The 25,769-nt window shown below is 68.5% G+C and carries 17 protein-coding genes and 3 pseudogenes; 8 read left to right on the plus strand and 12 right to left on the minus strand.

The features are described 5' to 3' along the window. The first annotated feature begins 111 nt into the window (after positions 1–111). On the plus strand, positions 112–1,005 hold the full coding sequence (locus MKK58_RS17820) for a LysR family transcriptional regulator (protein WP_243913424.1): 894 nt from the start codon (positions 112–114) through the stop codon (positions 1,003–1,005). A 10-nt stretch (positions 1,006–1,015) separates the two neighbouring features. On the opposite strand, the gene MKK58_RS17825 is transcribed toward MKK58_RS17820, so the two are convergent. The 5 genes from MKK58_RS17825 to MKK58_RS17845 all read right to left on the minus strand — a co-directional run bounded on the left by MKK58_RS17825 (position 1,016) and on the right by MKK58_RS17845 (position 7,216). Further along, a complete protein-coding gene (locus MKK58_RS17825) occupies positions 1,016–1,783 on the minus strand; it encodes an SDR family oxidoreductase (protein WP_243913425.1) in 768 nt (255 codons plus the stop codon). A 58-nt stretch (positions 1,784–1,841) separates the two neighbouring features. Then, complete coding sequence (locus MKK58_RS17830) at positions 1,842–4,259, minus strand: membrane-bound PQQ-dependent dehydrogenase, glucose/quinate/shikimate family (RefSeq protein WP_243913426.1); 2,418 nt, start codon at positions 4,257–4,259, stop codon at positions 1,842–1,844. A gap of 35 nt (positions 4,260–4,294) precedes the next feature. Next, on the minus strand, positions 4,295–5,338 hold the full coding sequence (locus MKK58_RS17835; RefSeq protein WP_243913427.1) for an SMP-30/gluconolactonase/LRE family protein: 1,044 nt from the start codon (positions 5,336–5,338) through the stop codon (positions 4,295–4,297). Positions 5,339–5,555: 217 nt separating this feature from the next. Next, on the minus strand, positions 5,556–6,776 hold the full coding sequence (locus MKK58_RS17840) for an MFS transporter (RefSeq protein WP_243913429.1): 1,221 nt from the start codon (positions 6,774–6,776) through the stop codon (positions 5,556–5,558). 44 nt (positions 6,777–6,820) lie between these two features. Next, entirely contained in the window at positions 6,821–7,216 is a 396-nt protein-coding gene (locus MKK58_RS17845; protein WP_243913431.1) for a cupin domain-containing protein, read from the minus strand. 131 nt (positions 7,217–7,347) lie between these two features. Here MKK58_RS17845 and MKK58_RS17850 point away from each other — a divergent pair, with 131 nt between their 5' ends. After that, positions 7,348–8,241 carry a LysR family transcriptional regulator gene (locus MKK58_RS17850; protein WP_243913433.1) on the plus strand — a complete coding sequence of 298 codons (894 nt, stop codon included), beginning with the start codon at positions 7,348–7,350 and terminating at the stop codon, positions 8,239–8,241. 17 nt (positions 8,242–8,258) lie between these two features. Here MKK58_RS17850 and MKK58_RS17855 read toward each other — a convergent pair whose 3' ends face one another. From MKK58_RS17855 to MKK58_RS17875, 5 genes are all read right to left on the minus strand, one after another. Next, positions 8,259–9,539 (minus strand): flavin monoamine oxidase family protein, encoded by a 1,281-nt coding sequence (locus tag MKK58_RS17855; RefSeq protein ID WP_243913435.1) that lies wholly within the window; start codon positions 9,537–9,539, stop codon positions 8,259–8,261. A 118-nt stretch (positions 9,540–9,657) separates the two neighbouring features. After that, the gene (locus tag MKK58_RS17860) at positions 9,658–11,211 is read right to left on the minus strand and encodes a DUF2235 domain-containing protein (protein WP_243913437.1); all 1,554 of its coding nucleotides are present in this window, start codon (positions 11,209–11,211) and stop codon (positions 9,658–9,660) included. Positions 11,212–11,237: 26 nt separating this feature from the next. Further along, complete coding sequence (locus MKK58_RS17865) at positions 11,238–11,966, minus strand: toll/interleukin-1 receptor domain-containing protein (protein WP_243913440.1); 729 nt, start codon at positions 11,964–11,966, stop codon at positions 11,238–11,240. Between the two features lie 153 nt (positions 11,967–12,119). After that, the gene (locus tag MKK58_RS17870; RefSeq protein ID WP_243913442.1) at positions 12,120–13,409 is read right to left on the minus strand and encodes a Y-family DNA polymerase; all 1,290 of its coding nucleotides are present in this window, start codon (positions 13,407–13,409) and stop codon (positions 12,120–12,122) included. Continuing rightward, positions 13,406–13,834 (minus strand): LexA family protein, encoded by a 429-nt coding sequence (locus MKK58_RS17875; protein WP_243913444.1) that lies wholly within the window; start codon positions 13,832–13,834, stop codon positions 13,406–13,408. The genes MKK58_RS17870 and MKK58_RS17875 overlap by 4 nt, the downstream gene beginning before the upstream one ends. 349 nt (positions 13,835–14,183) lie before the next feature. On the opposite strand from MKK58_RS17875, the gene MKK58_RS17880 reads away from it, so the two are divergent. Then, positions 14,184–17,456, plus strand: a complete 3,273-nt coding sequence (locus MKK58_RS17880; protein ID WP_243913447.1) for a GAF domain-containing protein — start codon at positions 14,184–14,186, stop codon at positions 17,454–17,456. Positions 17,457–17,553: 97 nt separating this feature from the next. Here the strand turns inward: MKK58_RS17880 and MKK58_RS17885 are convergent, their stop codons facing one another. Beyond that, on the minus strand, positions 17,554–18,582 hold the full coding sequence (locus MKK58_RS17885) for an HWE histidine kinase domain-containing protein (protein ID WP_313899294.1): 1,029 nt from the start codon (positions 18,580–18,582) through the stop codon (positions 17,554–17,556). A 469-nt stretch (positions 18,583–19,051) separates the two neighbouring features. Here MKK58_RS17885 and MKK58_RS17890 point away from each other — a divergent pair, with 469 nt between their 5' ends. The 5 genes and pseudogenes from MKK58_RS17890 to MKK58_RS17905 all read left to right on the plus strand — a co-directional run bounded on the left by MKK58_RS17890 (position 19,052) and on the right by MKK58_RS17905 (position 25,609). Next, a complete protein-coding gene (locus tag MKK58_RS17890; protein ID WP_243913449.1) occupies positions 19,052–19,246 on the plus strand; it encodes a type II toxin-antitoxin system ParD family antitoxin in 195 nt (64 codons plus the stop codon). 190 nt (positions 19,247–19,436) lie between these two features. Beyond that, a pseudogene (locus MKK58_RS27165) lies at positions 19,437–19,712 on the plus strand (PAS domain-containing protein); the annotation flags it as partial. Between the two features lie 24 nt (positions 19,713–19,736). After that, entirely contained in the window at positions 19,737–21,677 is a 1,941-nt protein-coding gene (locus MKK58_RS17895) for a PAS domain S-box protein (protein WP_409565268.1), read from the plus strand. Between the two features lie 378 nt (positions 21,678–22,055). After that, positions 22,056–22,934, plus strand: a pseudogene (locus tag MKK58_RS17900) (ATP-binding protein); the annotation flags it as partial. A 233-nt stretch (positions 22,935–23,167) separates the two neighbouring features. After that, entirely contained in the window at positions 23,168–25,609 is a 2,442-nt protein-coding gene (locus MKK58_RS17905) for a PAS domain-containing sensor histidine kinase (protein ID WP_243913453.1), read from the plus strand. Positions 25,610–25,641: 32 nt separating this feature from the next. Here the strand turns inward: MKK58_RS17905 and MKK58_RS17910 are convergent. After that, positions 25,642–25,769: pseudogene (locus tag MKK58_RS17910) on the minus strand (IS630 family transposase); the annotation flags it as partial.

Genomic DNA, 25,769 nt, shown 5'->3' on the forward strand with positions numbered 1-25,769 from the left:
TTGATTAGTGCCTTCCGGCCACATAGGGTCATGAGCAAGGCTTATGGATCGCCCGCGGCACGGTGCGGTAAGATCCTTTCCACCCTTCGGAATGCGGCGAGGAGCCGGTCCATGGCGCGCACGGACCTGACCGACCTGCTGTCCTTCGCGACAGTGTCGCAGGAGGGCAGCTTCACCCGCGCCGCGACGCGCCTGGGCGTCACGCAATCGGCCCTCAGCCACGCCCTGAAGGGCCTTGAGGCCCGGCTCGGCGTGCCCCTGCTGACCCGGTCGACCCGCGGCGCCGTGCCGACCGAGGCGGGGGAGCGCCTGCTGCGGATCGTGGGACCCCAGTTCGAGCAGATCGATGTCGAGCTCGCCGCGCTCACGGAGCTTCGCGACAAGCCCGCCGGCACCGTCCGCATCACGGCGTCCGAGGACGCGGCGGCGACCGTCCTGTGGCCGGTCCTGGCGCGCCTGCTGCCGGACTACCCCGACATCAACGTCGAGATCGTCACCGAGCAGGCCCTGACCAACATCGTGGCCGAGCGCTTCGACGCCGGCGTGCGCATCGGCGAGCACGTCGAGAAGGACATGGTCGCGGTCCGCATCGGTCCCGACATGCGCATGGCCGTGGTCGGGACGCCGGCCTACCTCCGGAAGCGCGCGAAACCCAAGCACCCCGAGGACCTCACCGCGCATCGGTGCATCAACCTGCGCCGGCCGACCCGCGGCGGGTTCTACCCATGGGAGTTCGAACGGAAGGGACAGGCCCTGAATGTCCGCGTCGAGGGCCAGCTCGTGTTCACCAGCCTGCCGCTGATCCGGGAGGCGGCGCTCTCCGGACTCGGGTTGGCCTACCTGCCGGAGGACCACGTGGCGCAGGACGTGGCCGAGGGCCGATTGGTGCGGGTCCTGAAGGATTGGTGCGAGCCCTTCCCGGGCTACCACCTGTACTACCCGAGCCGGCGCCACCCCGCCCCAGCCTTCACGGTTCTCCTGGACGCGCTCCGACACCGAGCGTGAGCAATTGGGATCAGGCGACGGTCTGGCCGCCGTCGACCACCATGGCGTGGCCGATCACGAAGGCCGCCATGTCCGAGCACAGGTAGAGGACCGCCGCCGCGATCTCCTCGGACTTGCCCATCCGTCCGACCGGCTCCTGCGCGATCACCCGAGCCAGACCCTCCGGGGTCCCGCCGGTGAACCGCTGCATCATCGGGGTGTCGATGATGCCGGGGCAGACCGCGTTGATGCGGACGCCGTCCTTCGCATAGTCGAGGGCGGCGCTCTTGGTCATGCCGATGACTGCGTGCTTGGTCGCGGCATAGGCGGCCTGGCCCGCGATGCCCTTCACGCCCGCGCCCGAGGAGGTGTTGACGATAACGCCGCCACCGTTCCTCAGCAGCAGCGGGACCTGGTGCTTCAGGCACAGGAACATCCCCCGCAGGTTGATCGCGACGAGGCGGTCGAAGTCCTCGTCCTCGATCTCGGACACCGGGGCCACCGGCTGCTCGATGCCGGCGTTGTTGAAGGCGAAGTCGAGCTTCCCGAAGGTCTCGATGGTCCGGTCGAGCGCGGCCTTCACGTCCTCGGCCTTGCTCACGTCGCAACGCTCCGCGAGCACGCGGCCCCCGGCCTCCTCGATCAGGTGGGCGGTCTCAAGGTTGCCCTCCTCGGACACGTCGGCGACCGTGACGGCGGCGCCGGCCTTGGCGAACGCCAGGGCGGTGGCGCGCCCGATGCCGCTCGTGGCACCCGTCACGAAGGCGACCTTGCCGGTGAAGTCATGGGTCTGGGTCATCGGTATCTCCGGAATCCGTGGATTTACCGCGCGGCCTCGGAAGGCCGCGCGAAAGGGTTCAGCGCGGCAGCGCGTAGGCCACGAGCTTGGTGCCGAGGCTGATGGCGAGCGGGGGCTTGCCGCCGGCCGCCACCACCACGAACTGGCGGCCGCTGACCGGGCTGCGGTAGGTCATCGGCGTGGCGTTGCCGCCGCCCGGAAGCCGAGCCTGCCAGAGCTCGCGTCCCGTGGTGGCATCGAGCGCCCGGAAGGTGCGGTCCATGCTGGCGCCGACGAAGACGAGGCCGCCGCGCGTTGTGACGGCGCCGCCCGAGACCGGCGTCCCCACCGTCAGGGGCAGCATCGACGGGATGTTGAACGGCCCGGTGTCACGGGCGGTCCCGAGGGGCTTGGACCAGAGCAGGCGCCCGCTCGACAGGTCGACGGCGGCGATGAGCCCCCAGGGCGGCGCGGTGCAGGGCACGCCGAGCGGAGACATGAACAGGCCGCCATAGGCGCCGTAGGGCGTGTTCAGCATCGGCCGGTCGGCGTCGCCACCGGGGCCTTGGCCGTCCGACAGCTTCAGCTTGCGCCGGTTCGCCACCTCGCGCGTCACGAGCTCGACCCGGTCGGGGAACCGCATCCAGTTCGCGATCATGATGCCGCGGTCGACGTCGATGGAGGCGCTGCCCCAGTTGACGCCGCCGACCGAGCCCGGATCGATCAGGACGGGCTTGCCCAACGTGATGGGGGTCAGGTGCCCCTCGTAGCGCGATTGCCGGAACAGGATGCGGCACAGCATCTGGTCGACGGGGGTCGCGCCCCACATGTCGGACTCGCGCAGGGTCGCGCCGCGGAAGGCCGGCAGATCGAGGGAGGCGGGCTGGGTCGGCGACAGGCGCTCGCCCGGGCCGAGATCCCCCTGCGGCGCCGCCACCTCGGTCACCGGCTTGATCGGCTGCCCGGTCTCGCGGTCGAGCACGAAGATCTCGCCGCGCTTGGTCGGCTGGATAAGGGCGGGCCGCATCCCGGTCGCGGTGGGCATGTCGACCAGGGTCGGCTGCGAGGGGGTGTCGTAGTCCCAGATGTCGTGGTGGGTCGCCTGGAAGCGCCAGCGTAGGCGGCCCGTCTCGGCGTCGAGGGCGATGACGGCGCTGGAGACCTCCTCGTCGAACGGCCGGCGCAGGCCGCCGAAGTTGTCCGGCGTCGCGTTGCCCATCGGCAGGTAGACCAGCCCGAGCGCCTCGTCGGCGCTGATCGGCGCCCAGCTGTTGGGCGAGGACGGCGTGTAGGTCTCGCCCGGCGGCGGCGCGCCGATCCGGTCGGGATGGCCGGGATCGAAGGCCCAGGACAGTTCGCCGGTGCGGGCGTCGAAGGCGCGGATCACGCCGGACGGGCCGCCCCAGAACTGGCCGTCGGGGATGCCGCCGCCGACCACAGCCTTGCCGCGGATGATCTGCGGGGCCGAACTCACGTAATATTGGCCTGCGGGGTAGGTGCTGATCCCTTCGCGCAGGTCGACGCGCCCGTCCTTGCCGAAGTCGGTGCAGGGCTTGCCGGTGGTGGCGTCGAGGGCGATCAGCTCGGGGGTCTGGCTCGCCGCGATGATGCGGGTGGCGCACAGGCCCGTCGCGTCGGGCACGCGGTAATGGGCGACGCCGCGGCACGGCTTGCCCGAGGGCGGGGTGCCGTTCGACATGTCGTGGCGCCAGCGCTCGCGCCCGGTCTCTGCGTCGAGGGCGAGGACGCGGTTGTGGCCGTCGCAGAGGTAGAGGGCGTCGCCGACCATGATCGGCGTCGCCTCCAGGGCGGTCGCCGGTCCTGGCGTGTCGGGGCCGGTCTCGGCCTCCCACGCGACCTCCAGCTTTCCGACGTTCCGCGGGGTGATGTCGGCGAGCGGGCTGAAGCGGGTACCGCCTGCGTCGTTGCCGAAGCTCGGCCAGTCCTCGCCCGAGATCCGGGCCAGCGGCTGCGTCAGGGTGTCGGGCGCGCGCTCGGCGACGCCCCGGCGCAGGATGGGCTCGGCCGGTGCGGCGGGGTGCAGGATACCGCCCGCGACAACGGCGAGGATCAGGGCCCCGGCGAAGGCCGGCCATCCCCAGGCACCGGTGAGCCTGCGGGGGCCGACGTTCCGGACGGGCGGCAACAGGAGCGCCAGGCCGAGGACGAAGGGCGCTAGCATGCGTGGCAGAAGCTGCCACGGGTCGAGACCCACCTCCCAGACGGCCCAGGCGGTGGTCCCGACCAGCATCGCGGCGAAGATCTGCGCGCCGCGGGGATCGCGACGCCAGACCAGGACGCCGCTCGCGAGGACGGCGGCGCCGGAGAGCAGGTAGTACGGCGAGCCGCCGTACCAGGCCAGGGCCGCGCCCCCGGCGCCGAGGATGGCCCCGACGAGGACGAGAAGACCGGCGACCGCTCGCCGCGTCCACACCGTCACGGGGCCGTCCCCGATTGCCGCGGCCCCGGACAGGGGCGCCGGTTCGTTGGTTTTCATGGTGGTGGTTTCCGTTGTCGGACCGGTGGCGGGCGTCATCGATGCGAGAAGAGCGGCAGCGCCTTCGCGAAGGCCCGGGCGTGGAAGATCGTGGAGCCCTGGCCGCCGGTGCCGTCGTTCGTGACGATGAGGAGGTCGTCGGTGCTGGGCCGCAGCGCCATGCTGGTGGAGCGCAGGTTGTGGCCGTCGTCCCGGCCCGGCAGCAGCACCTGCCCTATGGGGATGCCGTTGCGGTTGAACGCCAGGACGCGGCCCTGGCCGTACAGGGCGACGTAGAGGTTGCCGTCGGAGTCCGCGCGCATCGAGTCGGGCGCCGGACCGGTGAAATGGTAGGCCACCGTGGTCCCGAGCGGCGTGGGCGTGGTGGCGTCCGCGAGGTCGACCCGGTGCAGCAGGTTGCGACCGAACTCGGTGATCCACAGGGTCTTGCCGTCCGGGCTCAACGCCACGCCGTTGGCCTGCGCGAGGTTCGGCAGGATCGGGGTGACGGTCCTGAGGTCCGGCGCCACGTAGTAGGCGCCCCCCTTCGGATCGGTGGAGGTGCCCCGGAAATCGGTGAAGTAAAAACCGCCCTCGGCATCGAAGACGAGGTCGTTGACGACGTAGCCCGCCTCCGACGGGATGACGGTCCGCATGTCGGAGCCGTCCGGTCCCACCGAGACGATGGAGCCGCGCTTGAAGCCACCGGTGCCGGCCGCGAAGATGCGCCCGTCCCCGTGGATCGCGAGGCCACCCAGGTTCAGGGCGTTCGCCGGAACGACCGTGGTCAGTCGCCTGTCCGGCGTCAGGCGCAGCACGCGGCCGGTGCCGGCATCGGTGAGCAGCAGGTCGCCGGCCCGGTCGAAGGACGGCCCCTCCAGGGGGATCCCTTCGTCGGAAACCTTGAACCAGGGCTGGGCGACCACGCTCTGCAAGTCCCGCTCGCCGGGCGGGATGGGCACCGGTCCGCGTGTCCGCCCATCGTAGGTCAGCTTGCCCGGCGCCTCGTCGGCCGATGGCGCTCCGACCGTGCCCGAGAGGCAGGCCGCAACGACGAGGGTGCGAGCCAGGGCCTGCCGTCCCTGCGTCCAGGCGGTCATCGAACGGCCCCGCTGGCTTCCAGGGCCGCGGCGACGGTCTCGCCGGCGAGCCGGATGCGGATGCTTTCCGTCACGGGTGGTTTTCCGTTTTGAGATGCGGAAGGCCGAGCGTCCGGGACGGGCTCGGCGCGAAGCACTGCTTCGCCGGAGGGGACGGCGGCAATCGCCACGGTCAGGAGCGTCACGGCTCGGGTCGCGCGGTGCATGAGGGGGCCCGTCAATTCGAGGTGTGGCTGCCGTCGACCGGCCGCTGGCGGCTGGCGAGGAGGGCGACCAGGGCCGAGGCGCAGAGCGCGGCGGCGCTGACCGCGAAGGTCGCGCGATAGCCGCTCGCGTCGTAGGCGATGCCGCCGAGGGTGGCCCCGAGGGCGATGGCGAGTTGCACCACGGCGACGAGCAGCCCGCCACCGGCCTCGGCCTCGTCGGGCAGCGCCCGGCTCACCCAGGTCCACCACGCCACGGGTGCCGCCGTGGCGACCAGGCCCCATCCGGCGAGCAGGGCCGCCGACGCCACCGACGACCCGCCGACCACCGTCAGGGCGACGGCGATGGCCGCCATCACGAGGGGCATGGCGATCAGCAGGCTGAAGAGCCGTGTCCTGAGCACGAACCCGATCAGGTAGCTTCCGACGAGACCCGCCGCGCCGGTGCCGAACAGGATCAGCGAGAGCGTCGCCACGTCCACGCGCGGCACCGTCTCCAGGAACGGACGCAGGTAGGTGTAGAGGGCGAACTGCCCGAGGAAGAACAGCGAGACCGAGAGCATGCCCAGGGGCACCTGGCGTCGGCGCAGGACCCGGAACACCGTCCCGCCATTGGCCGTCCGGTCGGACGGCATCGCGGGCAGGCTCATGAAGAGCCAGGCCAGCGTCACGGTCCCCAGCGGGACGACGCAGAAGAAGGCGCCGCGCCAGCCGATGTACGCCCCGAGGAAGCTGCCCAGCGGCGCCGCCACCGTGGTCGCCAGGGCGTTGCCGCCGTTGAGCAGGCCGAGGGCGTGCGGGAGCTCGGATTCCGGCACGAGACGCATGACCGTCGCGGTCGACATCGACCAGAAGCCGCCGATGACGACGCCCACCAGGGCGCGCCCGGCCATGAAGGTCGCGGTGTTCGGCGCGAAGGCCACCATCAGGCCCGAGGCGATCATCAGGACGGTGAGCACGAGCAGGACGGTGCGGCGGTCGATCCCGCGTGTGGCCGTCGAGATGACGAGGCTGGTGAGGACCGCGAACAGGCCCGAGACGGCGATGGCTTGCCCGGCATGACCCTCGGTCATGTGCATGTCGGCCGCGAGCGGCGTCAGCAGGCTGACGGGCATGAACTCGGAAGCGATCAGCGTCGCGACGCACAGGGTCATGGCGAAGACCGCGCCCCATCCGCGGGCCGCCGTCTCGCGACCGAAGGCGGCCTCGTCCGCGCAAGGTACGTTCGGGTTCATGGGCAGGCCGCCCCTTCCTGGATGTTCGAGGTCGAGGGCGGGCTTCAGGCGCCGTACTGCTGGTCGGAGACCTTCTCCAGCCAGTCGACGGGGCTGCCGTTCAGCGCCTCCTGGATGGCCATGTGGCTCATGGCGGTGGTCGGCCCGGCGCCGTGCCAGTGCCTCTCGCCGGGCGGGAACCAGACCACGTCGCCAGGGCGGATCTCCTCGATGGGGCCGCCCTCGCGCTGGACCCGGCCGCAACCCGCCGTGACGACCAGGGTCTGGCCGAGCGGATGGGTGTGCCAGGCCGTGCGGGCGCCGGGCTCGAAGGTGACGAGGGCGCCGCTGGTCCGGGCCGGCTCCGTCGCGGAGAAGAGCGGATCGATCCGGACGGTGCCGGTGAACCAATCCTCCGGACCCTTGCCGGAGGGCTGCGAGCCCGCGCGCTTGATGTCCATGGTCCTGCTCCGTCGTGATCGATGGGACCGGACGCGCGAAGGCTCCGGCAATGCTGGACCCGAAACTAGCGTTTGGCGGCGAACACGATTAGGTGCTCAAATCGACATGGGGTCATGAGCGAGACTTATGGATGTTGCGCGAGAGCCTGAACGACGTCAGCGCCTTCATCGCCGTCGCCCGGGCGGGCAGCTTCACAAAGGCGGCCGCGCAGCTCGGGGTATCGCAGCCGGCGCTGAGCCAGACCGTCCGGGCCCTGGAGACCCGCTTGGGCATCCGGCTCCTCGCGCGCACCACCCGGAGCGTATCCGCGACCGAGGCCGGGGAGCGCCTCCTCAAGGCCGTGGGACCGCGCCTCGACGAGATCGCGGCCGGCCTCGTCGACCTGGCCGAGATACGCGGCAGGCCGGCCGGGACCATTCGGATCACCGCGGACGAGCACGCGGCGCGAACGGTCCTCTGGCCCGCCCTGCGACGCGTCCTGCCCGGGAACCCGGACATCAAGGTCGAGACCATCGTCGATTACGGCCTGACCGACATCGTCGCCGAGGGCATCGACGCGGGCATCCGGCTGGGGGGGACGGTGGCGAAGGACATGGCCGCGGTGCGGATCGCGCCCGACATGCGCATGGCCGCCGTGGCGGCACCCTCCTACCTTGCGGGCCGTCCGGGTCCCGAGCGGCCGGAGGACCTCACCGGCCATTCCTGCATCAACCTGCGCCTGCCGACGCTCGGCGGTCTCTACGCTTGGGAGTTCGAGAAGGGCGGGCGGGACGTCGAGGTCTGGGTCGAGGGGCAACTCGTCTTCAACACGGTCTCCCTGATCCTGGAGGCGGCGCTTGACGGGTTCGGGATCGCCTACCTGCCGCAGGACCAGGTGCAGGCAGGCATCGACGAGGGCCACCTGGTCAGGGTGCTGGAGGACTGGTGCCCGCCATTCCCGGGCTATCACCTCTACTATCCGACCCTGTGCCGGCCTTCGCCGGCGTTCGTCGTGCTGGTCGAGGCGCTGCGCTACCGGGGATGAGGTAGCCGTAGGGCCGCTCAGGTTCCCGTCGCGGCGAGTGGGCCCCGCCGCCTGAGGCCATCCCTGTCCCGAAGCGCCGCCATCGCCTCGTCGGCGGCCCGTTGTCCGCTGTCGTGGGCCCCGTGGGCGGTCGTGAAGTCGAAGGGGTGCGTCGCCTCTCCGGCGAAGAAGAGCCTGTCCTCGAAGGGCCGGGCCAGCTGCGCCCGGGCACCGGATCGGCCTGGAAGCGCGCAGCTGTACGCGCCGCCGATGGAGGCCATCCGGCTCCAGGCGGTCGCCGCGAGCGGCCGGATCGCCGAGGCCACGTCGGTCCCGAACAGGGCGGACAATTCCGCCGACACGTACGCGAAGCCGGCGGCCGGACCTTCCTCCTCGATGATCCGGGCACCGTCACCCCCGAGGAACGCCCCGATGACCGGCCACCCGTTGTGGCGGATCGAGTAGGCGGCCGACCTCGCGTCATGCAGGCTGCCGTAGGCGTGCGTGTCCGGTTCGAACGCGGCGTCGCGTCCGATCTCCAGGAAGACCTTCTCGTTGCGGCCGAGCGGCAGCGCGGCGGCGGCTTCGCGCCACGGGTCGATACCGGACGGAAGGCGGATCGCGTCGCCGGCCAGGACCGCCGTCGAGACCGTGAGGATCGCGGCCCCGGCGTCGACGATGCCGGCACGGGTGGTGACGGCGACGCCGCCCGCCGTCAGGTCGATCCGCTCGACGGGGGTTGCCAGCCGCAGGGTCGTCGAGGTCGGCATGCTGGCCGCGACCAGCGTGCCGTAGCCGAGCGGCAGGTGCCAGTTCTCGCCCGTCGAGGCATCGTCGTAGGCGAGGTAATCGGTGGCCGAGATCGCCTCGGGGGCGACGCCGCTCATGAATCCGGCGATGGCCCGCACGTAGGCGTTCCAAGGGCCGTCGGGCTCAAGGGCGTCGCTGGCCCGGTCGCTGCCTGAGCCTAGGGATCGGAGCCGCTCCTCCCAGCCGCCATAGGCCCTCCAGGCCGCTTGCCTATCGTTCTTGTCGTCGGCCAAGGACGGATGCGCCTTCGTCCACGGCGGGTCGCTTCTGTCCACCGGGAAGCCCGATGCCTCGGCGATGGCGACCCATGCGTTGCGGTCGCCCGAATGGAGCCACTCGCAGCCGAGGTCGAGCGGGTACCCTGCGAGGTCCTGCGTCTGGGCGCGGCCTCCGAGGCGCGACGATCCCTCAAGCAGCATGGCCGATACGCCATGGGCCGCAAGCCGCCGGGCGGCACCGATGCCGGCGGCGCCTCCCCCTACGATGATGACGTCGAACGCGCTGGCCATGGGGCGAAGGTGAGGACGGTAACGGCGGCTTCCAAGGTTCGTGCGGCCGCGTGGCCGGCGTCTCACGCTGACGGGACCGCGCGGGTGGGCGAGGCGGCACGTGAACCCCGATGGTCCGTCACGGCTCGTACAGGTGGGCGAAGGCGGGGTCCCCCCTCACGAGCGGCGGTCGATAGGCACGCCTGCCATCGCACTGCTGGACATCCTCCAGCGCCAGCCGCTCGGCGACGCTGGGATGCAATGTGGCGCCGTTCTTCGGCCTGGGGCGGTCCTGGACAGCCCAGTTCTTGCCCCGTGCCCATGCTCGAACCCGTTCCGGCACGTACCAGGGGGCGATCCGCTCCTCGATGGTGTCGCGCATCCCGGCGACCTCACAATGCTGAACGCCGGCCGGCGACGGGAACAGGTGCAGGCGCGGGATCTCCATCACCTCCTTGGGATGGCGCCGATCCTTGATGGCGGGCATCCCGCCCACCTTCAGGCCATCCGGTATCCCGACCGCCTGTTCGAGCATCCATTTGAGGGTGATGTCGGACAGCCTCGATTCGGTCTCATCGTAGCTGCCGCCGATGTCCGAGTGGTTCCCGGCGAACCACATCTGGATCAGCATCGGGGGCAGGCCGGGCTCGCGCGGCGGCGCCACGGCGGTCGGCCCCCACTTCACCCGGGCAAAATCCTCCCGACGCTCGTCGATGGCGATGGCGGCCCTGGCGTAGCCGACCTGGGCGCTGAGGAGCTTGTCGAAGTTCGCGCCCTCCCACCGCGCCTCGTGGCTGCGGCTTTCGCCGGGGGTGGGATAGTCCGTGATCGTCTTCGTCCGGGCCAGCCTGAGCCGATACCGGACGACGTCATAGGCGATGGCCGATACGCCTCCGGCGACCGCGACGAGGGCGGCGGCCATCGACCAGAACGGGACGTCCCAAGCGAGGTGGAGGAGACCAGCCAAGGCCGCCGACGCGGTCGCGATGATCAGGGTCAACGGAACGCCGACGGCGGCGGCGACGATGGCCTGGATCACCGTTCGCTTGGCCCCCGAGACGCCCAGGGCGGCCACCGTGTCGAATGTGCCGATGAAGTAGGGTGCGACGTTGGCGAGATCCCCGCCGTCTTGGTGGACCGAGCCGTAGCGCGCGCGGAACCGGCGCGCCATCTCGTTGCGCTCGGCGTCGTAGTCCTCGCGGGGATGTCCGGCACCGTGTTCGAGGACGGTGTCGACGGCCTCGCGGGCGATGTCGCGGGTCATCTTGCGGAAGCGTAGGAGTTGGCAGCCGTCGGCTGCCCGGGTCGGCACGCCGCACAGCATCAGCAGGTTGGCCACGCAGCGGACCGTGTAGGCTCCGCGGCTGAACCCGAGGAGGAAGATCCGGTCCCCCTCCTCGTAGTGGTTGACGATGAAGGCGTAGCAGTCGGCGATGTTCGTGGTGATGCCGCGCCCCGACAGCGAGGCGGCCGTCTTCTGGATGAAACGGACGGGCGCGGTCATCGCGGACGCCCCGATATCCGTGCCGAGTCCCGGGTCGTAGAACGCGACCTGTTCCGTCGGGTCGATGGCATTCTCCGGCCCGGTCTTGCAGACGCGGTACATCTTGAAGATGTTGCTGAGCCGCTGTTCCGGCCTGGCGCCGCCGTCCTGACCGGTGCCGTCCGAGAAGACGACGATGTTCTTCGGCATGTCGTTACCGACCCTCCGGTCCGTTCCTACCCGACCGCATCCTTGCGTACCGTGCGACCGCCCTTCGCCCCGGGCTTGGCCTTCGGCCTCGCGCCCGGCGTTGCCTTGGCCCTCGGTGCCCGCTGCTTCGCTTTGGCGGCCGCAGCGGATCTGGACGCACGCGCCGGCTTTGCCCCGGGCGTCGCGACCTTCGATGCCCTCACCGCCCTGACGGCCCCCTTGATGCCCTCGGTCACGTCGGCGAAGGCGTGGTCCATCGTCCGCCAATCGCTCACGGTCCGCCCGTCGCGGGGAAGCACCTTGAGCTCGGACGCGCCCGTATCCTTCCACCCGCAAGGCCGCACAATGACCACCACGACCCGCATGGCGCCGTTGGCGCGCCGGCGCATGGCTCGATTGTATTCTAGCTGGCACCAGTGGCTGTGGATGTACTCGGGACTCATAAGCGCGACGAAGATGTCCGCCTCCCGCAGCTTACGGGATATCTCGGTGCTCAGCTTGTCGCCGGCTGCCATGTCGCCGTCGAACCAGGTCTCGACCTCGTCACGCTTCAACTGGGCTAGGTGGACCTGCAGCTTCGCCTGCTGGACCGCGTTCACGTGGCAGTAGGAGACGAAGATCCGGATCTTGGCCTTCTTGGCCTTGGTCGCTGGCCGAGGAGACTTGGAAGGATCGGCGGCCCTCACACGCGGCGCTGCGACCTTGGCGGGAGACGACTTGCCCCTGCCGGGCCGGGCGTCTGTTTTGGCGAGCATGCCAGCCCCCTAAGAACTCGCGGCCAAGTTTAGGAACCAAATCGCCCGGGCTCGTTTTGTTCCCCTCCGTCCAGGCTTGTCCCCAGCCCGATCCGGCGGCTGGGAGGTCACCTCGGCTTTGCCGACCCGACGCGAGGCGCGAGATCGATTACGTCAGGCCGCCGCAACAATCGGCACCTCGTCCAGCCTCGTGGTGTAGCGCGGCGACCTCATCTCGAACTTGGTCGACCATTCGCGCCTCGGGGCGAACCCGGCCGCTCCGGGGACAACCACTCCCCGCCCGAACCGCCGATTGCAGGCGTCGAGCGCCGCCATCAGTGCCGCGCCTTGCTCGCGGTCGATCTGCCCGAGCCCCGGCAAGGCCCGCTGCGAGGCCGCCAGGGGCACGAGATCGGTGGTGACGACACCGGCCTTGGAATAGCGGTAGCCGTCCCTCCAGGTCCTGCGGACGCCGTGCAGGCACGCCTTTACCAGCACGCGGGTATCGTTCGACGCCTCGGGCAACGTCACCACCGTTGACACTGACCGCTGGGGCCGGCCGCGATCATGTTCGGAGGTGTGGAAGAAGACCGTGACGTGGTCGGTCCCGAGCTTCTCGCCGCGCAACTTCTCGCCGAGCCTGGCGGCATGGACCGCGACGGCCTCCTCCATGGTCGAGAGATCCTCGACACGGCTCGAAAAGCTTCGGGTGACCGCGCAACCCTTCCGGGTCGGGGCGAGCGTCTCAAGGTCGAGGCATGCCTCGCCGCGGAGCTCCCGGACGAGACGCTCCCCGACCACGGTCATGGCCTTGCGAGCGACGCGGGTGTCGAGGTCGCGCACGTCCGCCGCGCTGTCGCATCCGAGCGCCTCCAGGCGCCGGGCGTTGGCCGGCCCGACGCCCCAGATGTCGCCCACCGGCACGCGGATGATCCAGTGCGCGTACTGCTCCGGATCGGTCAGGTCGCAGACGCCGCCGAGGTCCGGGTTCTTCTTGGCGACGTGGTTCGCGAGCTTGGCGAGCGTCTTGGTCGGGCCGATGCCGACGCAGGTCGGGATGCCCGTCCAGGCCCGCACGGTCGCCCGCATGTCGAGGGCGAGGGTGGTGCGATCCGACTCCCGCACGTCCGAAATGTCCAAGAAACTCTCGTCGATGGAATAGATCTCGATGCGGGGCGAGAAGCCCCGGTAGACCGCGTTCACCCGGGCAGACATGTCGCCGTAGAGGGCGTAGTTCGAGGAGTAGACCCGAATGCCCTCCTGCCGGCAGCGGTCGCGGATCTTGAAGTACGGCTCCCCCATGCGGATGCCGAGCGCCTTGGCCTCGTTGGTGCGGGCAATCGCGCAGCCGTCGTTATTGGACAGCACGATCACCGGCAGCCGGGCCAGCCGCGCGTCGAACACCCGCTCGCACGAGCAATAGAAACTGTTGCCGTCGGAGAGGGCGTAGGCCCGAGCGGTCATTCGCAGCGGCGCCGGGCGCAGACGGAACCGGAAACGACGCCCCAGACCTCGACGAGCGCGTCCGGGGCCAGCCGATACTCCGGGAAGCGTGGGTTGGCGAAATGCAGGGTGATACGCGGACCCTGGCGCTTCCACACCTTGAACGACCGCTCGCCGTCGACATCGACCACGACGATGTCGCCGTTGCGCGGGGTCAACGACCGGTCGACCACGGCAAGGTCGCCGTCGAACAGGCGCGCCAGGATCATGCTGTCTCCGGCCACCCGGACCAGGAAGGTCGCCGGGCGATTGATGATTAGCAGGCGCTGCAGGTCGATCTCATCCTCGATGAAATCGTCGGCGGGGCTCGGAAATCCAGCCCTGACAGGTCTGGCGAGAAGCGGCACCGGCATGGGGAAACCGATGGCGACGTCGTTGATCTGCATGATGCTCCTCCGCTTGGAATCAGAACAAAAGCAGAACACATTCCTGGGGTTCCGTATAGCTGCCACGCTTCGTCGGCGTTCACGAACCGGCAGTCCGCCCTGTCCTCCAGACTGGCCACGACGGGTTTCCATCGGAAGGACTCGAAGGAGGAGCCCAGCCCATCGCCGCCAGGTTGCCCAGATGGTGAACGGGAGGACGTTCGTGACGGGGCGCCTGCTCCTTCGTGGATATGATCCCCCTCCCGCCGGATGTATGCTAAGGCTCACTGTAGCTTCGTTGGCCATGCTTCGAGACCAGACCTCGGACGCGCGCGGGGCATCCCGGAGAGCCGATATCGAACCGCCGGTGATGATCGCCGATCCGCTTGCCACGCCCGACGTCCTTGACCTCGGTCGCCTCGCGGCCCTCGACGCCTATGACATCCTCGATACCGCGCCCGAGAAGGGCTTCGACGACGTCGTCCTGCTCGCCCGCAACATCTGTGGCACGTCGGTGGCCCTCGTCAGCCTCGTCGCCGGCAATCGCCAGTGGTTCAAGGCCCGCATCGGCTTCCCCGATTGTGAGACCGACCTGAACGCCTCGGTTTGCGCCCACGTCCTCGCCGAACCCGACCTCCTCGTCATCCCGGACCTGACGAAGGACCCACGCACCCAGGGGAACTCCCTCGTGACCGGTGGTCCCCGCATCCGCTTCTACGCCGGCGCGCCCTTGCGTACCCCGGAAGGCAAGGTTCTAGGCAGCCTTTGCGTCATAGACGGGGAGCCAAGGCCCGGCGGGCTGACCCATGTCCAAGTCGAATCCCTGCGCGCTCTCGCCGGACAGGTCATGGCGCAGATGGAACTGCGGCGGGCCTTAGCCAGCCAGCGTCGGGTCGTCGAGCAGCGCGACAGCCTGATCCGCACGCAGGGCGAGGTGACTGCTGCTCGCGGCGACATAACCGCCATTCTCGACGCCCTCGCGAACGGCGCTTTAAAAGCGGTCCGGCATGCCGAAGGGGCCGTCATCGAGATGCTGGAGGGCGACGAACTCGTCTATCGCGCCTCGAAGGGCACCCTTCTCCGACACGCCGGGTTGCGAGTTCCCCTCAAGGGCAGCCTCGCTGGAGCCTGCCTCCTAGGGAACGAGCCGAGCCTGGTACCAGACGTACTGGTCGATCCCAGGGTGAAGCGCGACCTGATCGAGGTTTTGGACTTGCGCTCCTGCGTGCTGATCCCGGTGCGACGCGCCGGCAAGCCCGTCGGTGTCCTTAAGCTACAGTCGAGCCGCCCCGATGCGTTCACCGAGGCCGACCTACGGCTGGCGCAACTTTTCGCTGCCACCGTTTCAGCGGGGCTGTCGGAGGCCGGGGAGGCCGCGGCCAACCTGCAGGCCGCACGGAGCGAGCGCCGTCGCAAGGCAGTGTTCGATAGCGCCGTCGATTACGCCATCATCCTACGTGACCTCGACGCCAACGTAACCGACTGGAATGAGGGCGCCACTGCCATTCTCGGTTGGCACCCCGAGGAGATGATCGGAAAGCCCACCCATGCCTTCTACACTCCGGAGGACCGCAGGGCAGGCGTCCCGGAACAGGAGATGCGTGACGCCCTCGTCGAGGGACGTGCCAGCGACGAGCGATGGCATCTGAAGCGGGACGGTACCCGCTTCTGGGCAAACGGCGAGCTGATGGTCTTGCGTGACGAGGACGGCGCCGCCATCGGCTTCATGAAGATCCTGCGGGATCGCACTGAACAACGGCTTGGCTTCGAGCGCCTGCGCGAGACCGAGGATCGCCTTCGACGCGCCCAGGAAGCCGGGGGCGTTGGCATGTTCCACGTCGATGCCGAAGGCATCCTGTACCCAACCCCGGAGTTCTGCCGCCTCTACGGCTTGCCCGTGCGCGATGCGTATCCATCCACCGCCTTCGAACGGCTGGTCATCCCGGAGGATGCGGCGTTCGTCTCCACCGCCGATTCCCGCGCAAGCGGCGAGGCCCCGCGGGATGTCGAGTATCGCATCCGGCGGCCCGACAATGGTGAGATCCGTTGGATCGCCCGTCGTGGCGAGTTGGAGCATGACGAGGCAGGGCGCCTCGTCCGCTTCTCCGGAGTGTCTCGCGACATCACCGAACAGCGGGTGGCTCGGGAGGCGTTGGCTGAAAGCGAACGGCACTGGCGAGGTCTCTTTGAGCGGCTTCGCGAAGGCTTCATCCTCGGTCGCGTGATCCGAGACGCCACCGGGCAGGTGACCGACTGGCGATATGAGGAGGTCAACCGGGCCTGGGGCGAACTCGTCGGTGTGGCAAGCGTCAGTGTAGTAGGCCGCACGATCCGCGAGGTCTTCCCGGGCATCGAGGACGAGTGGGTCCGGGAGTTCGCCGACGTGGTCGAGACGGACCGCTCCGCCACCTTCACCCGTCAGGTCGGGACCTTGGATCGCTGGTACGAAGGTCGCGTGCACAAGCTCACCGATGACACCTTCGCGGTGTTGTTCCTGGAGGTGACCGAACGCTTCCTGGCCGAACGCGCTCGCGGGGCCGAGGAGCGACGCAAGTCCGCTCTGCTGGAACTCGGCGACCGCCTGCGTGACCTCACGCGCATCCCCGAGATGACGCTGATGGCGGCCGGCGTCGTCGGTCGGTCCTTGAAAGCTGGTCGGGTCGGGTTCGGACGCCTCGATGCCGCCGGAGGCGATGTCATGGTGGAGCCGGACTGGACCGCCCCCGGGCTTCAGAGCATCGCCGGTCAACACCGCTTCGAGGATTACGGCGACCTGCGTTCCGACCTGTTGAAGGGCGAGACGGTCATCGTATCGGACACGGCCAACGACCCGCGCACCGCCTCAAACCTCGCCGCCCTGCAGGCCATCGACATCGCCAGCCTGATCAACATTCCGGTGTGCGAACGTGGTCGTACCGTAGCCCTGTTGTTCATCCATGACAGCGCCCCGCGGCACTGGACCCAGGAGGAGCTCGCCTTCCTGCGCGCTGTGGCCGACCGGGTCGAGGCGGCGGTGGCGCGCGTGCGGGCCGAGGAGCAGCAACAACTCCTAAATCGCGAGCTCTCGCACCGCATGAAGAACACGCTGGCCATGGTTCAGGCCATCGCGACCCAGACCCTTCGCGGCGCGACCGACATGGAGGGCGCCAAGGAAGTCCTGGTTGCTCGCCTCCTTGCGCTGGGCAAGGCGCACGACATCCTGATGAACAACGAGGGCGAGAGCCAAGTCACCGACATCCAAACCGTTGTCGAGAATGCGCTGAGCCTGCACGACGACCCGGAGCGCCGCCGCTTCGATCTGCAAGGTCCGCTCGTGGCCTGCGGCTCGCGCGCGGCCCTGTCGCTGGCGCTGATGGTGCACGAGCTTGCCACCAACGCTGCCAAGTACGGTGCCCTCAGCGTACCGGAGGGCCGCATTGACCTGACCTGGAGCATCGATGCCGATGCCGATACGGTCCATCTCGCTTGGCTGGAAGACGGTGGTCCGACCGTCATCCCACCCACGCGCATCGGCTTCGGCTCGCGCCTCATCGAGCGTGGGCTAGCGGGCGCCGTCGGCGGGCAGGTCGAACTCAGCTATCCTCCGGAGGGGGTGCGCTGCATCCTCATCGCACCGCTCTCTGGCTTCGTGACAGAGGGCTGAACGGTTCACATAGTCCGGCCCGCCCCCGTCCGATGAAGCCGTGACAGAAGTTCGATGTACATCGCGAGGCGACCATCCGCTGTAGCAGACCGGCTTTCTAGTCCTTTGCGAGCGGGACCCGGACTTCGATGCGAAGGCCATCGGACTGGAAGGCGACATCGACCTTGGCCGCAGCCTGGGCTGTCAGGATTCTCTTGAGGACCCGCGTGCCGAACCCCTCACGGGTCGGCAGGCTCGGCGGTGGTCCATCGTGCTCGTTCCAGACCCAGACGAGGCACGGCCCATCCGCCTCATCTTCGACGGTCCAGGTCACGACGACCCGCCCGCCCGGGTGTGCCAGCGCGCCGTGTCGGAGGGCGTTGGTGGTCAATTCGTGCAAGGCCATGCCGACCGGCACCGCGATCTGCGAGAACAGCAGCAGGGCCGGCCCCCGAAGCGTGATCCGACCATTCTCGTTGTAAGGTTCGAGCTCCGCCCTGAGCAGACCCTCAAAAGAAGCGACCTGCGCCTCGTCTTCCGTGATCAGGGCATGCGTTCTCGCGAGGGAGATGATCCGGCCGCTGAAGGCTCGGCCGAACTCCGCCATCGAGAGGGATGAGCGCAGGGTCGCGTTGAGAACGGCCTGCACTGTCGCCAGGGTGTTCTTCACGCGGTGGTGGAGCTCGCGCACCATCATCGACTGTCGGTCCTCGAAGGCCCGACGCTCGGTGACGTCTCGCTGCACCGAAACCCAATGCGTGATGATATCATCCGCATCGTGGACTGGCGTGATCAGCCATTCGACCATGTAGGTCGATCCGTCCCGGCGATAGTTGAGCGCCTCTCCCTGAAAAGATTTCCCGGCCGCCAGCGCGTCGTGCATCCGGTCGATGAGACCTTGATCGGTTGCCGACCCCTGGAGGAAGCGCGGGCTGCGCCCGATGACCTCGTGCCTCTCGTAACCTGACAGACGTGTGAAGGCCGGGTTTGCGTAAACGATGTTCGGCCCGTTCTCATGAACGTCGGCATCGGTGATGAGGATAGCTTCACCGGTCGCCTCGACCGCTGCCTTCAGGAGACGCAACTCGACCCGATCAAGCCCATCCACCTCGCCCCGTTCCGCCCGGGCTGGCTCCAGCAATGTCACGTGGGCGAAACTTTTTCTTGGGGGCTGCGGCGGCACACAGGTACGGACCGGGGGTCAACCGTGAATGTGTTCCTCGGTTGCATGGTCGGCGGATGTCTCGTGCGGTCCTGGGCATTTGCCGCACCGAGCCTCCCCGGACATGGTGCCCGAGGCGGTCGCCGACAGCGCCGCGACTAGCGAGCCGGAGGCGTTGAACGCCGCGGTGATACCGTGTGCCCTATCCGACGAGGAGCTCCACCGTGTCATCCTCGCTTTCGGTGAGACGACGCGGCGCGATCCTACCCGGCGTCCGCAGGGTCGAGTTCCAGGAAGGCTCGTCGTCGTTCATCGGCTACGACGGTAGGGGGTTAGAGAAGCACTGCTTCGGCGCACGCGTACATCGGATGCCCAGCCGGAAACGTGATCGGTCCCAGCCTCATTCGAGGCAGCCATGCTGTAAGCAAGTGTCATTGTCTGGTAGTCGTCGGGCATGGCCGTACGTAAAACCATCACCGTCTCGGTGACCCCCGAGCAGCATGCTTTCCTGGGCGAGCGTGTGCATTCCGGGCAATACGGCAGCGTGAGCGAGGTCGTCCGGTCGGCGCTGAGGATGCTCGAACGAAGCGAACCCGACTTCCTGCTGAAGGAACAGACTCGCCTCGCCGCTGGGCACAAGGTCCGCTGACCCCATGTCAAACGGACACGAAGCCCATGGAGCCGGGGACGTCGACGGCCATACATCCAGCCAACCCGCACCCGAGCGTTTTGAGATCGCTCAAGCGGCAACCCGGGCAAGCCAAGCCCGCCTCTCCCTGGCCGTCGACATCGCAAGGCTCGGCATCTTCGAGTGGGATACCGTCACCGGCGCCGTCGATATGGATGAGCGAAGCCGCGAGATATTCGACCTCGCCGCTGACAAGCCGGTCCATCAGGACGAGGTGTTCGAACGGCTGGAGAGGATCGACGTCGAGCGCGCCTATGCGTTGACCGAGGCGGCTCGTGCGAACGGAGCTGAGGTCGTGGCCGACTATCGGGTCACGCGCCCGGACGGCACGACCCGGATCATCCGTAGCTCCAACAAGCCGGTGCAGGACGACGGCCACCTCCGGATGGTCGGCGTCTTCCACGATATCACCGAGCTGAGGCAGGCCGAGGCCGACCTGCGCACCGTTAACGTGGACCTCGAACGCCGGGTCGTCGAGCGCACGCAGGCACGGGGTCGGACCTGGGCCCTTTCCCCCGACCTCATGGGAGGACTGAACGAGCACGGCTACTTCCAGACGTCGAACCCGGCTTGGGAAACCCTGCTCGGATGGTCGGAATCCGAGGTCGCCCGTACGCCGATCTGGGATCTCCTGCATCCCGAAGACCTCGAACGCACCCGAACCAATTTCGGAGAGGTCCTGCGGGAGCAGCGGCTCGCCAGGGAGGCGAACCGCTACCGGTGCAAGGACGGGTGCTATCGCTGGATCTCCTGGATCGGCGTTCCGGAGGACGGCCTCGTCTACTGCACAGGACGCGACATCACGGCCGAGAAGCAGCGGGAGGCCGAACTCGCCTCCAGGACTGCGGAGCGCAACCTGCTCGCGACCATCGTCGAGAGCACCGACGTCATGATGATGGCCTGCGACCTCGACTACGCCATCCTTGCCCTGAACAAGGCCAACGCCGACGAGTTCGAGCGCGTCTACGGCATCCGGCCGAAGGTCGGCGACAACATGTTGGCGCTGCTGGCCGACCAGCCAGAGCATCTCGAACAGGTCAAGCTCGGCTGGGGACGTGGTCTCGCCGGGGAGGAGACCACCTTTGTCGAGGAGTTCGGCGACCCGAACCGGGAGCGCCCTTACTACGAGGTCAGCTTCCGCACGTTACGTAACACGAACGGCGAGCGCATCGGCTGCTACCAGTTCGTGACGGACGTGACCGAGCGGCTGCGCGAGCAATCCACGCTGGCCAAGACGCAGGAACACCTCCGCCAGTCGCAGAAGATGGAGGCCGTCGGGCAGCTGACCGGAGGCGTCGCGCACGACTTCAACAATCTGCTGACCGTGATCAAGTCCTCCACGGACCTGCTGAAGCGACCGAACCTCCCGGAGGAGCGCCGCGTCCGATACATCGCAGCGATCTCCGACACGGTCGACCGGGCCGCGAAGCTGACGGGCCAGCTCTTGGCCTTCGCCCGTCGCCAAGCCCTGAAGCCGGAAGTTTTCGACGTAGGCCAGAGCGTCAAGGCTATCGCCGAGATGGTTGGAACGTTGATGGGCGCTCGCATCGCGATCACGACGGACCTTCCCAACGAGGCGTGCTTCGCCGACGCCGACCCGAGCCAGTTCGACACGGCGCTGGTGAACATGGCGGTCAACGCGCGCGACGCGATGGACGGCGAGGGCCGCCTCGCCATCCGCATCCGGGCGGCCGACGTGATGCCGGCCGGTGGATTGCATCCCCCAGTTCCTGGCCGGTTCGTCGCCGTCTCGATTTCCGACACGGGTACGGGCATCCCGGTCGAGCGCTTAGAGCAGATCTTCGAGCCGTTCTTCACCACCAAAGCCGTCGGCCAGGGCACGGGACTGGGGCTGTCGCAGGTGTTCGGCTTCGCAAAGCAGTCCGGCGGCGAGGTGGTGGTCGACAGCGAAGTCGGGACTGGCTCGACCTTCACCCTGTACCTACCAAGGGTCGACGGGGTGGCGAGCGTCGCGGACACGGGGGAGCCAGAGCCGCTTGTCGACGGTCATGGCACCCGCGTGCTGGTAGTCGAGGACAACGTCGCGGTCGGGACCTTCGCCACCCAGACACTGGCCGAGCTCGGCTACTTGACGGTCTGGGCCTTCAACGCGGAGCAAGCCCTCGCCGAGTTGGGGGAGGACGCCGAGAGGTTCGACGTGGTGTTTTCGGACGTGGTCATGCCCGGTATGGACGGCATCGACCTCGCCCGCGAGATCCGGCGTCGGCACGGCAACCTGCCGGTACTTCTGGCCTCCGGCTACAGCCACGTGCTCGCCGACAAGGGCACGAAGGGATTCGAGCTCCTCCACAAGCCGTACTCGGTGGAGGCGCTCTCCCGCGCACTGCAGAAGGTGGTCCGCCGACGTGCAAGACGGAGGTCGTCGATCTAGGAAGCATTCCGCCCGATGGTGCCATGGTCGCTATTCCCCGTCCGAAAGTATCCCCCTGAGTTTCATGGGTCTCAGGATCGGTGGGGCGTATCCCTGGTTGTTGCAGACGGAGCCCAGGCCGTGCTCATGCCTTCGGGTGGCTTCGCACTCAATGCGTTCTTCGTCCAGGTTCCGGGGAATGCAGCTTCGGCGCTTACCGCAGCCCGTTTGGAGACTGACCCTGAACCCTGGGACGGGCGGCGCTACGAGACGAGCCATCACCGGTGAACCGTGCGGTTGCCCGCCTGTCCCTCTCGATGTCCGGTCAGTGGTTGCGGCCATTGGCGCCGACTGTACCGTCGTACTCGGACTAAAGAGCCTCAAGCCCACAAACTGTTTGCCCGGATGGTCGACACCGTCACCGGCGCGCGCATCCGCGTGGTGGTCGAGGCGTCGGACGCGCCGGCCCTGGTCCGTGCCGACGTCAACCAGTTCGAGACCGCCCTGGTGAACGTCGCCGTCAACGCGCGGGACGCCATGGACGGCGACGGGACGCTGACCATGCGGGTGCTCTCGGGACAGGCCATGCCGTCCATACGGGGCCATGCTGGATCGCGGGGACCGTTCGTGGCCGTCTCGCTCACCGATACCGGCTCGGGCATCCCCCCCGATGTCCTCCAGCGCATCTTTGAGCCGTTCTTCACGACAAAGGAGGTCGGCCGAGGCACCGGGCTCGGGCTGAGCCAGGTGTTCGGGTTCGCCAAGCAGTCGGGCGGCGACGTCGACGTTTCCAGCCAGACCGGCGTCGGCTCCACCTTCACCCTCTACCTGCCCGAGGTCACCTCGGAGCCGACCGAGGCACCTGTCGTCGATCCGGACGCCGATCTGTCGCCCGCGGGGCTGGGCCAACGCATCCTCCTGGTGGAGGACAACCTGGAGGTCGGCCGCTTCTGCGCCCAGATCCTGGAGGATCTCGGCTATGCGCCCGAGTGGGTCGTCAACGCCGAGGAGGCGCTCGAACGGTTGGGCGACGACGGCGCGGGCTTCCGGGCGGTGTTCTCGGACGTGGTCATGCCCGGCATGGGCGGCATCGCGCTGGCCAAGACCCTGCGGACCCGCATCCCGAGACTGCCGATCCTGTTGGCATCCGGCTACAGCCACGTCCTGACGCATGGCGAGAGCCACGGATTCGAGTTGCTGCACAAGCCGTACTCCGCCGCGCAGATCGGCCGAGCCCTGCGTCGGCTCATCGTCGCATCCACACCATCCACGAGTTAGCACTGCCGATGGTGGAGGACGGCCCGTGCCGCATGTGGCATCTCGTGGCTCGACTGATCCGGTGCGTACGGTATGCCGTCGTCGGAACCCTTCCATGGTTGGGCGCATCCTGAGGTGTCCCTCTTACGGGACCTCTCGGTTTATCCGGCCGTAAGGCAGCGGAATGGTTCGGTGTCGGTTCTGGAGCGAGGGGCGGCCAGGCGTATGGCGGCGCAAGGTCGGGACAGGTGGGCATGGAAGCTGAGATCGCGGAACTCCGTCGGCGCCTTGCGGAGTCGGAAGCGGAGAACGCCCGGCTACGGCAGCGTAACGAGAGCCACGTGCACGTCCCGACCGGGAGTGAGCGCACCTCGGCGGCCGGTACCGACCTGCTGTTCACTGCGGCGGAGAAGACCCGCATGCCGCAGATCGTCACCGACCCGAACCAGCCCGACAACCCCATCGTCTTCGCGAACCGGGCGTTCCAAGAGCTCTGCGGATACGGCGCTGACGACCTGATCGGGAAGAACTGCCGCTTCCTGCAGGGACCCGACACCGACCCAGCCGACGTCGCCAAGGTGCGCGATGCCATCGCCGCCCGGCGGGACGTGGTGGTGGAAATCCTGAACTACCACCGGGACGGCACGCCGTTTCGCAACGAGCTCTACGTCAGCCCGGTCTACGACGCGGAGGGCAACCTCCAATACTTCTTCGCCAGCCAACTCGACGTGACCCGCTTCCGCACGGAGGAAAGCCTCCTCGCCGAGAGCGAGACGCGCTACCGGACTCTGTTCGAGGCCATCGACGCCGGATTCTGCATCGTCGAGATGCGCTTCGACGCCTCGGGCAAGGCCGTCGACTACCGCTTCGTCGAGGTAAACCCCGCCTTCGAAGCGCAGACCGGGCTCAAGGACATCACCGGACGCTGGGTGAGCGAGGCCGTCCCCGGCCTGGAACAGTCGTGGCACGACGCGTACGGGCGGGTGGCGACCACCGGCGAGCCGATACGCTTCGAGAGCGGCGCCGTCGCCATGGGCCGCTGGTTCGACGTCCATGCCCTCCGGATCGGCGACCCCGCCCGTCGACGCGTGGCGGTCCTGTTCAACGACATCACCCATCGCCGGGAGATCGAGGACCGGCTGGAGACGACCGCCCGCGAACGCACCGACGAGCGCGACATGGTCTGGCGCACCAGCCGCGACCTGTTCCTCGTCTGCGGCTTCGACGGTCGCTATCGGGCCGTAAACCCGGCTTGGACGGAGACCCTCGGCTGGTCGGCTGAGGAGCTCGTCGGCGCCGAATTCGGCCGGTTCATCGCGCCCGAGGACCGCGCTACGGTCGACGGCGTTTTCGACGACCTCGTCAACGGCCTCGATCTCCACGCCCTCGACGTGCGCCTCGTTACGAAGGACGGCGGGGTGCGTTGGATCTCGTGGCACGCCTACCCCCGGGGTGACCACTTCTACGCGGTCGGGCGCGACGTCACCGAGCGCAAGGCGCTGGAGGAGCAGCTTCGCCAGTCGCAGAAGCTGGAGGCGGTCGGACAGCTCACCGGGGGCGTGGCGCATGACTTCAACAACCTGCTGACCGTCATCAAGTCGTCCACCGACCTGCTCAAGCGTCCGAACCTGCCGGAGGAGCGACGCACCCGCTACGTCGACGCCATCTCGGACACGGTGGCCCGCGCCGCCAAGCTGACCGGCCAGTTGCTGGCCTTCGCCCGGCGCCAGGCCCTGCAGCCCGAGGTGTTCGACGTCGGGCGGGGCGTCGGCTCGGTCGCCGATATGGTGCGCACGCTGACCGGCGCCCGCATCCAGGTCGAGACCGTCATCGAGTTGTTCCGGGACGCGCAGGGCCGGGAGCACCCCTGCCTGATCGACGCCGACCCGAGCCAGTTCGACACCGCGCTGGTGAACATGGTCGTCAACGCCCGCGACGCGATGGACGGCGAGGGCCGGCTGACGATCAGGGTCCGGCCGGCGGAGAAGGTGCCATCCGTGAGGGCGCATCCGGAACGACACGGCGACTTCGTTGCCGTGTCCATCACCGACACCGGCGCGGGCATCGCAGAGCACGACCTGGAACGGATCTTCGAGCCGTTCTTCACGACCAAGGTCGTTGGGCAGGGGACCGGCCTCGGGCTGTCCCAGGTGTTCGGCTTCGCCAAGCAATCGGGCGGCGAGATCGTCGCGCAGAGTCGGGTGGGCCACGGCACCACCTTCACCCTGTACCTGCCGCGGGCCGCCGGAAAGGCCGTAGTCGCCGGTGAGGAGATCGAGCCCGAGACGCTGGCGGACGGTCACGGCACCGGCGTGCTCCTGGTCGAGGACAACCACGAGGTCGGGGCCTTCGCGTCCCAGGCGTTGACCGAGTTGGGGTACGAGGTCGTCTGGGCGACCGACGCCGAGAAGGCGCTGGTCGAGCTCGGGCAAGCTCCGAACCGGTTCGAGATCGTTTTCTCGGACGTGGTGATGCCCGGCATGAACGGCATCGAGCTCGCCGAGGAGATCCGACGTCGGATGCCCAACATGCCGGTGGTGCTGGCATCGGGCTACAGCCATGTGCTGGCCCAGCACGGCACACACGGGTTCGAGCTCCTCCGCAAGCCGTACTCAGTAGCCGACCTATCTCGCATCCTGCGCTTGGCCGTCGAGTGTAGATCCATCCCGGCTCGCGCGGGACGCCAACAGCCCTAGAGGTTTCGCACTCGGTCCACTAGTGCTCTGACTCAGACGGATGGTTCAGGAGCTCGGCTGAGGGCGTCGAAGATTGCAGAGGCGGGTTTAGTCCAGATGAAGGGCTTTGGGCTACGGTTGTGCTCGGCGATGTAGCGATTGATGGCGACCTGCAGGTCGA

Origin of the sequence: Methylobacterium sp. J-078 (assembly GCF_022829285.1) — a bacterium.
Classification (GTDB): domain Bacteria; phylum Pseudomonadota; class Alphaproteobacteria; order Rhizobiales; family Beijerinckiaceae; genus Methylobacterium.

Bases quoted from the DNA above. Each gene is read 5' to 3' on its own strand.
- MKK58_RS17830 (WP_243913426.1), bottom strand. From the start codon at position 4,259: ATGAAAACCAACGAACCGGCGCCCCTGTCCGGGGCCGCGGCAATCGGG.
- MKK58_RS17855 (WP_243913435.1), bottom strand. From the start codon at position 9,539: ATGGCCAGCGCGTTCGACGTCATCATCGTAGGGGGAGGCGCCGCCGGC.
- MKK58_RS17875 (WP_243913444.1), bottom strand. From the start codon at position 13,834: ATGCAGATCAACGACGTCGCCATCGGTTTCCCCATGCCGGTGCCGCTT.
- MKK58_RS17865 (WP_243913440.1), bottom strand. From the start codon at position 11,966: ATGCTCGCCAAAACAGACGCCCGGCCCGGCAGGGGCAAGTCGTCTCCC.
- MKK58_RS17825 (WP_243913425.1), bottom strand. From the start codon at position 1,783: ATGACCCAGACCCATGACTTCACCGGCAAGGTCGCCTTCGTGACGGGT.
- MKK58_RS17905 (WP_243913453.1), top strand. From the start codon at position 23,168: ATGGAAGCTGAGATCGCGGAACTCCGTCGGCGCCTTGCGGAGTCGGAA.
- MKK58_RS17840 (WP_243913429.1), bottom strand. From the start codon at position 6,776: ATGAACCCGAACGTACCTTGCGCGGACGAGGCCGCCTTCGGTCGCGAG.
- MKK58_RS17860 (WP_243913437.1), bottom strand. From the start codon at position 11,211: ATGCCGAAGAACATCGTCGTCTTCTCGGACGGCACCGGTCAGGACGGC.
- MKK58_RS17880 (WP_243913447.1), top strand. From the start codon at position 14,184: ATGATCGCCGATCCGCTTGCCACGCCCGACGTCCTTGACCTCGGTCGC.
- MKK58_RS17845 (WP_243913431.1), bottom strand. From the start codon at position 7,216: ATGGACATCAAGCGCGCGGGCTCGCAGCCCTCCGGCAAGGGTCCGGAG.
- MKK58_RS17835 (WP_243913427.1), bottom strand. From the start codon at position 5,338: ATGACCGCCTGGACGCAGGGACGGCAGGCCCTGGCTCGCACCCTCGTC.
- MKK58_RS17820 (WP_243913424.1), top strand. From the start codon at position 112: ATGGCGCGCACGGACCTGACCGACCTGCTGTCCTTCGCGACAGTGTCG.
- MKK58_RS17850 (WP_243913433.1), top strand. From the start codon at position 7,348: ATGTTGCGCGAGAGCCTGAACGACGTCAGCGCCTTCATCGCCGTCGCC.
- MKK58_RS17890 (WP_243913449.1), top strand. From the start codon at position 19,052: ATGGCCGTACGTAAAACCATCACCGTCTCGGTGACCCCCGAGCAGCAT.
- MKK58_RS17870 (WP_243913442.1), bottom strand. From the start codon at position 13,409: ATGACCGCTCGGGCCTACGCCCTCTCCGACGGCAACAGTTTCTATTGC.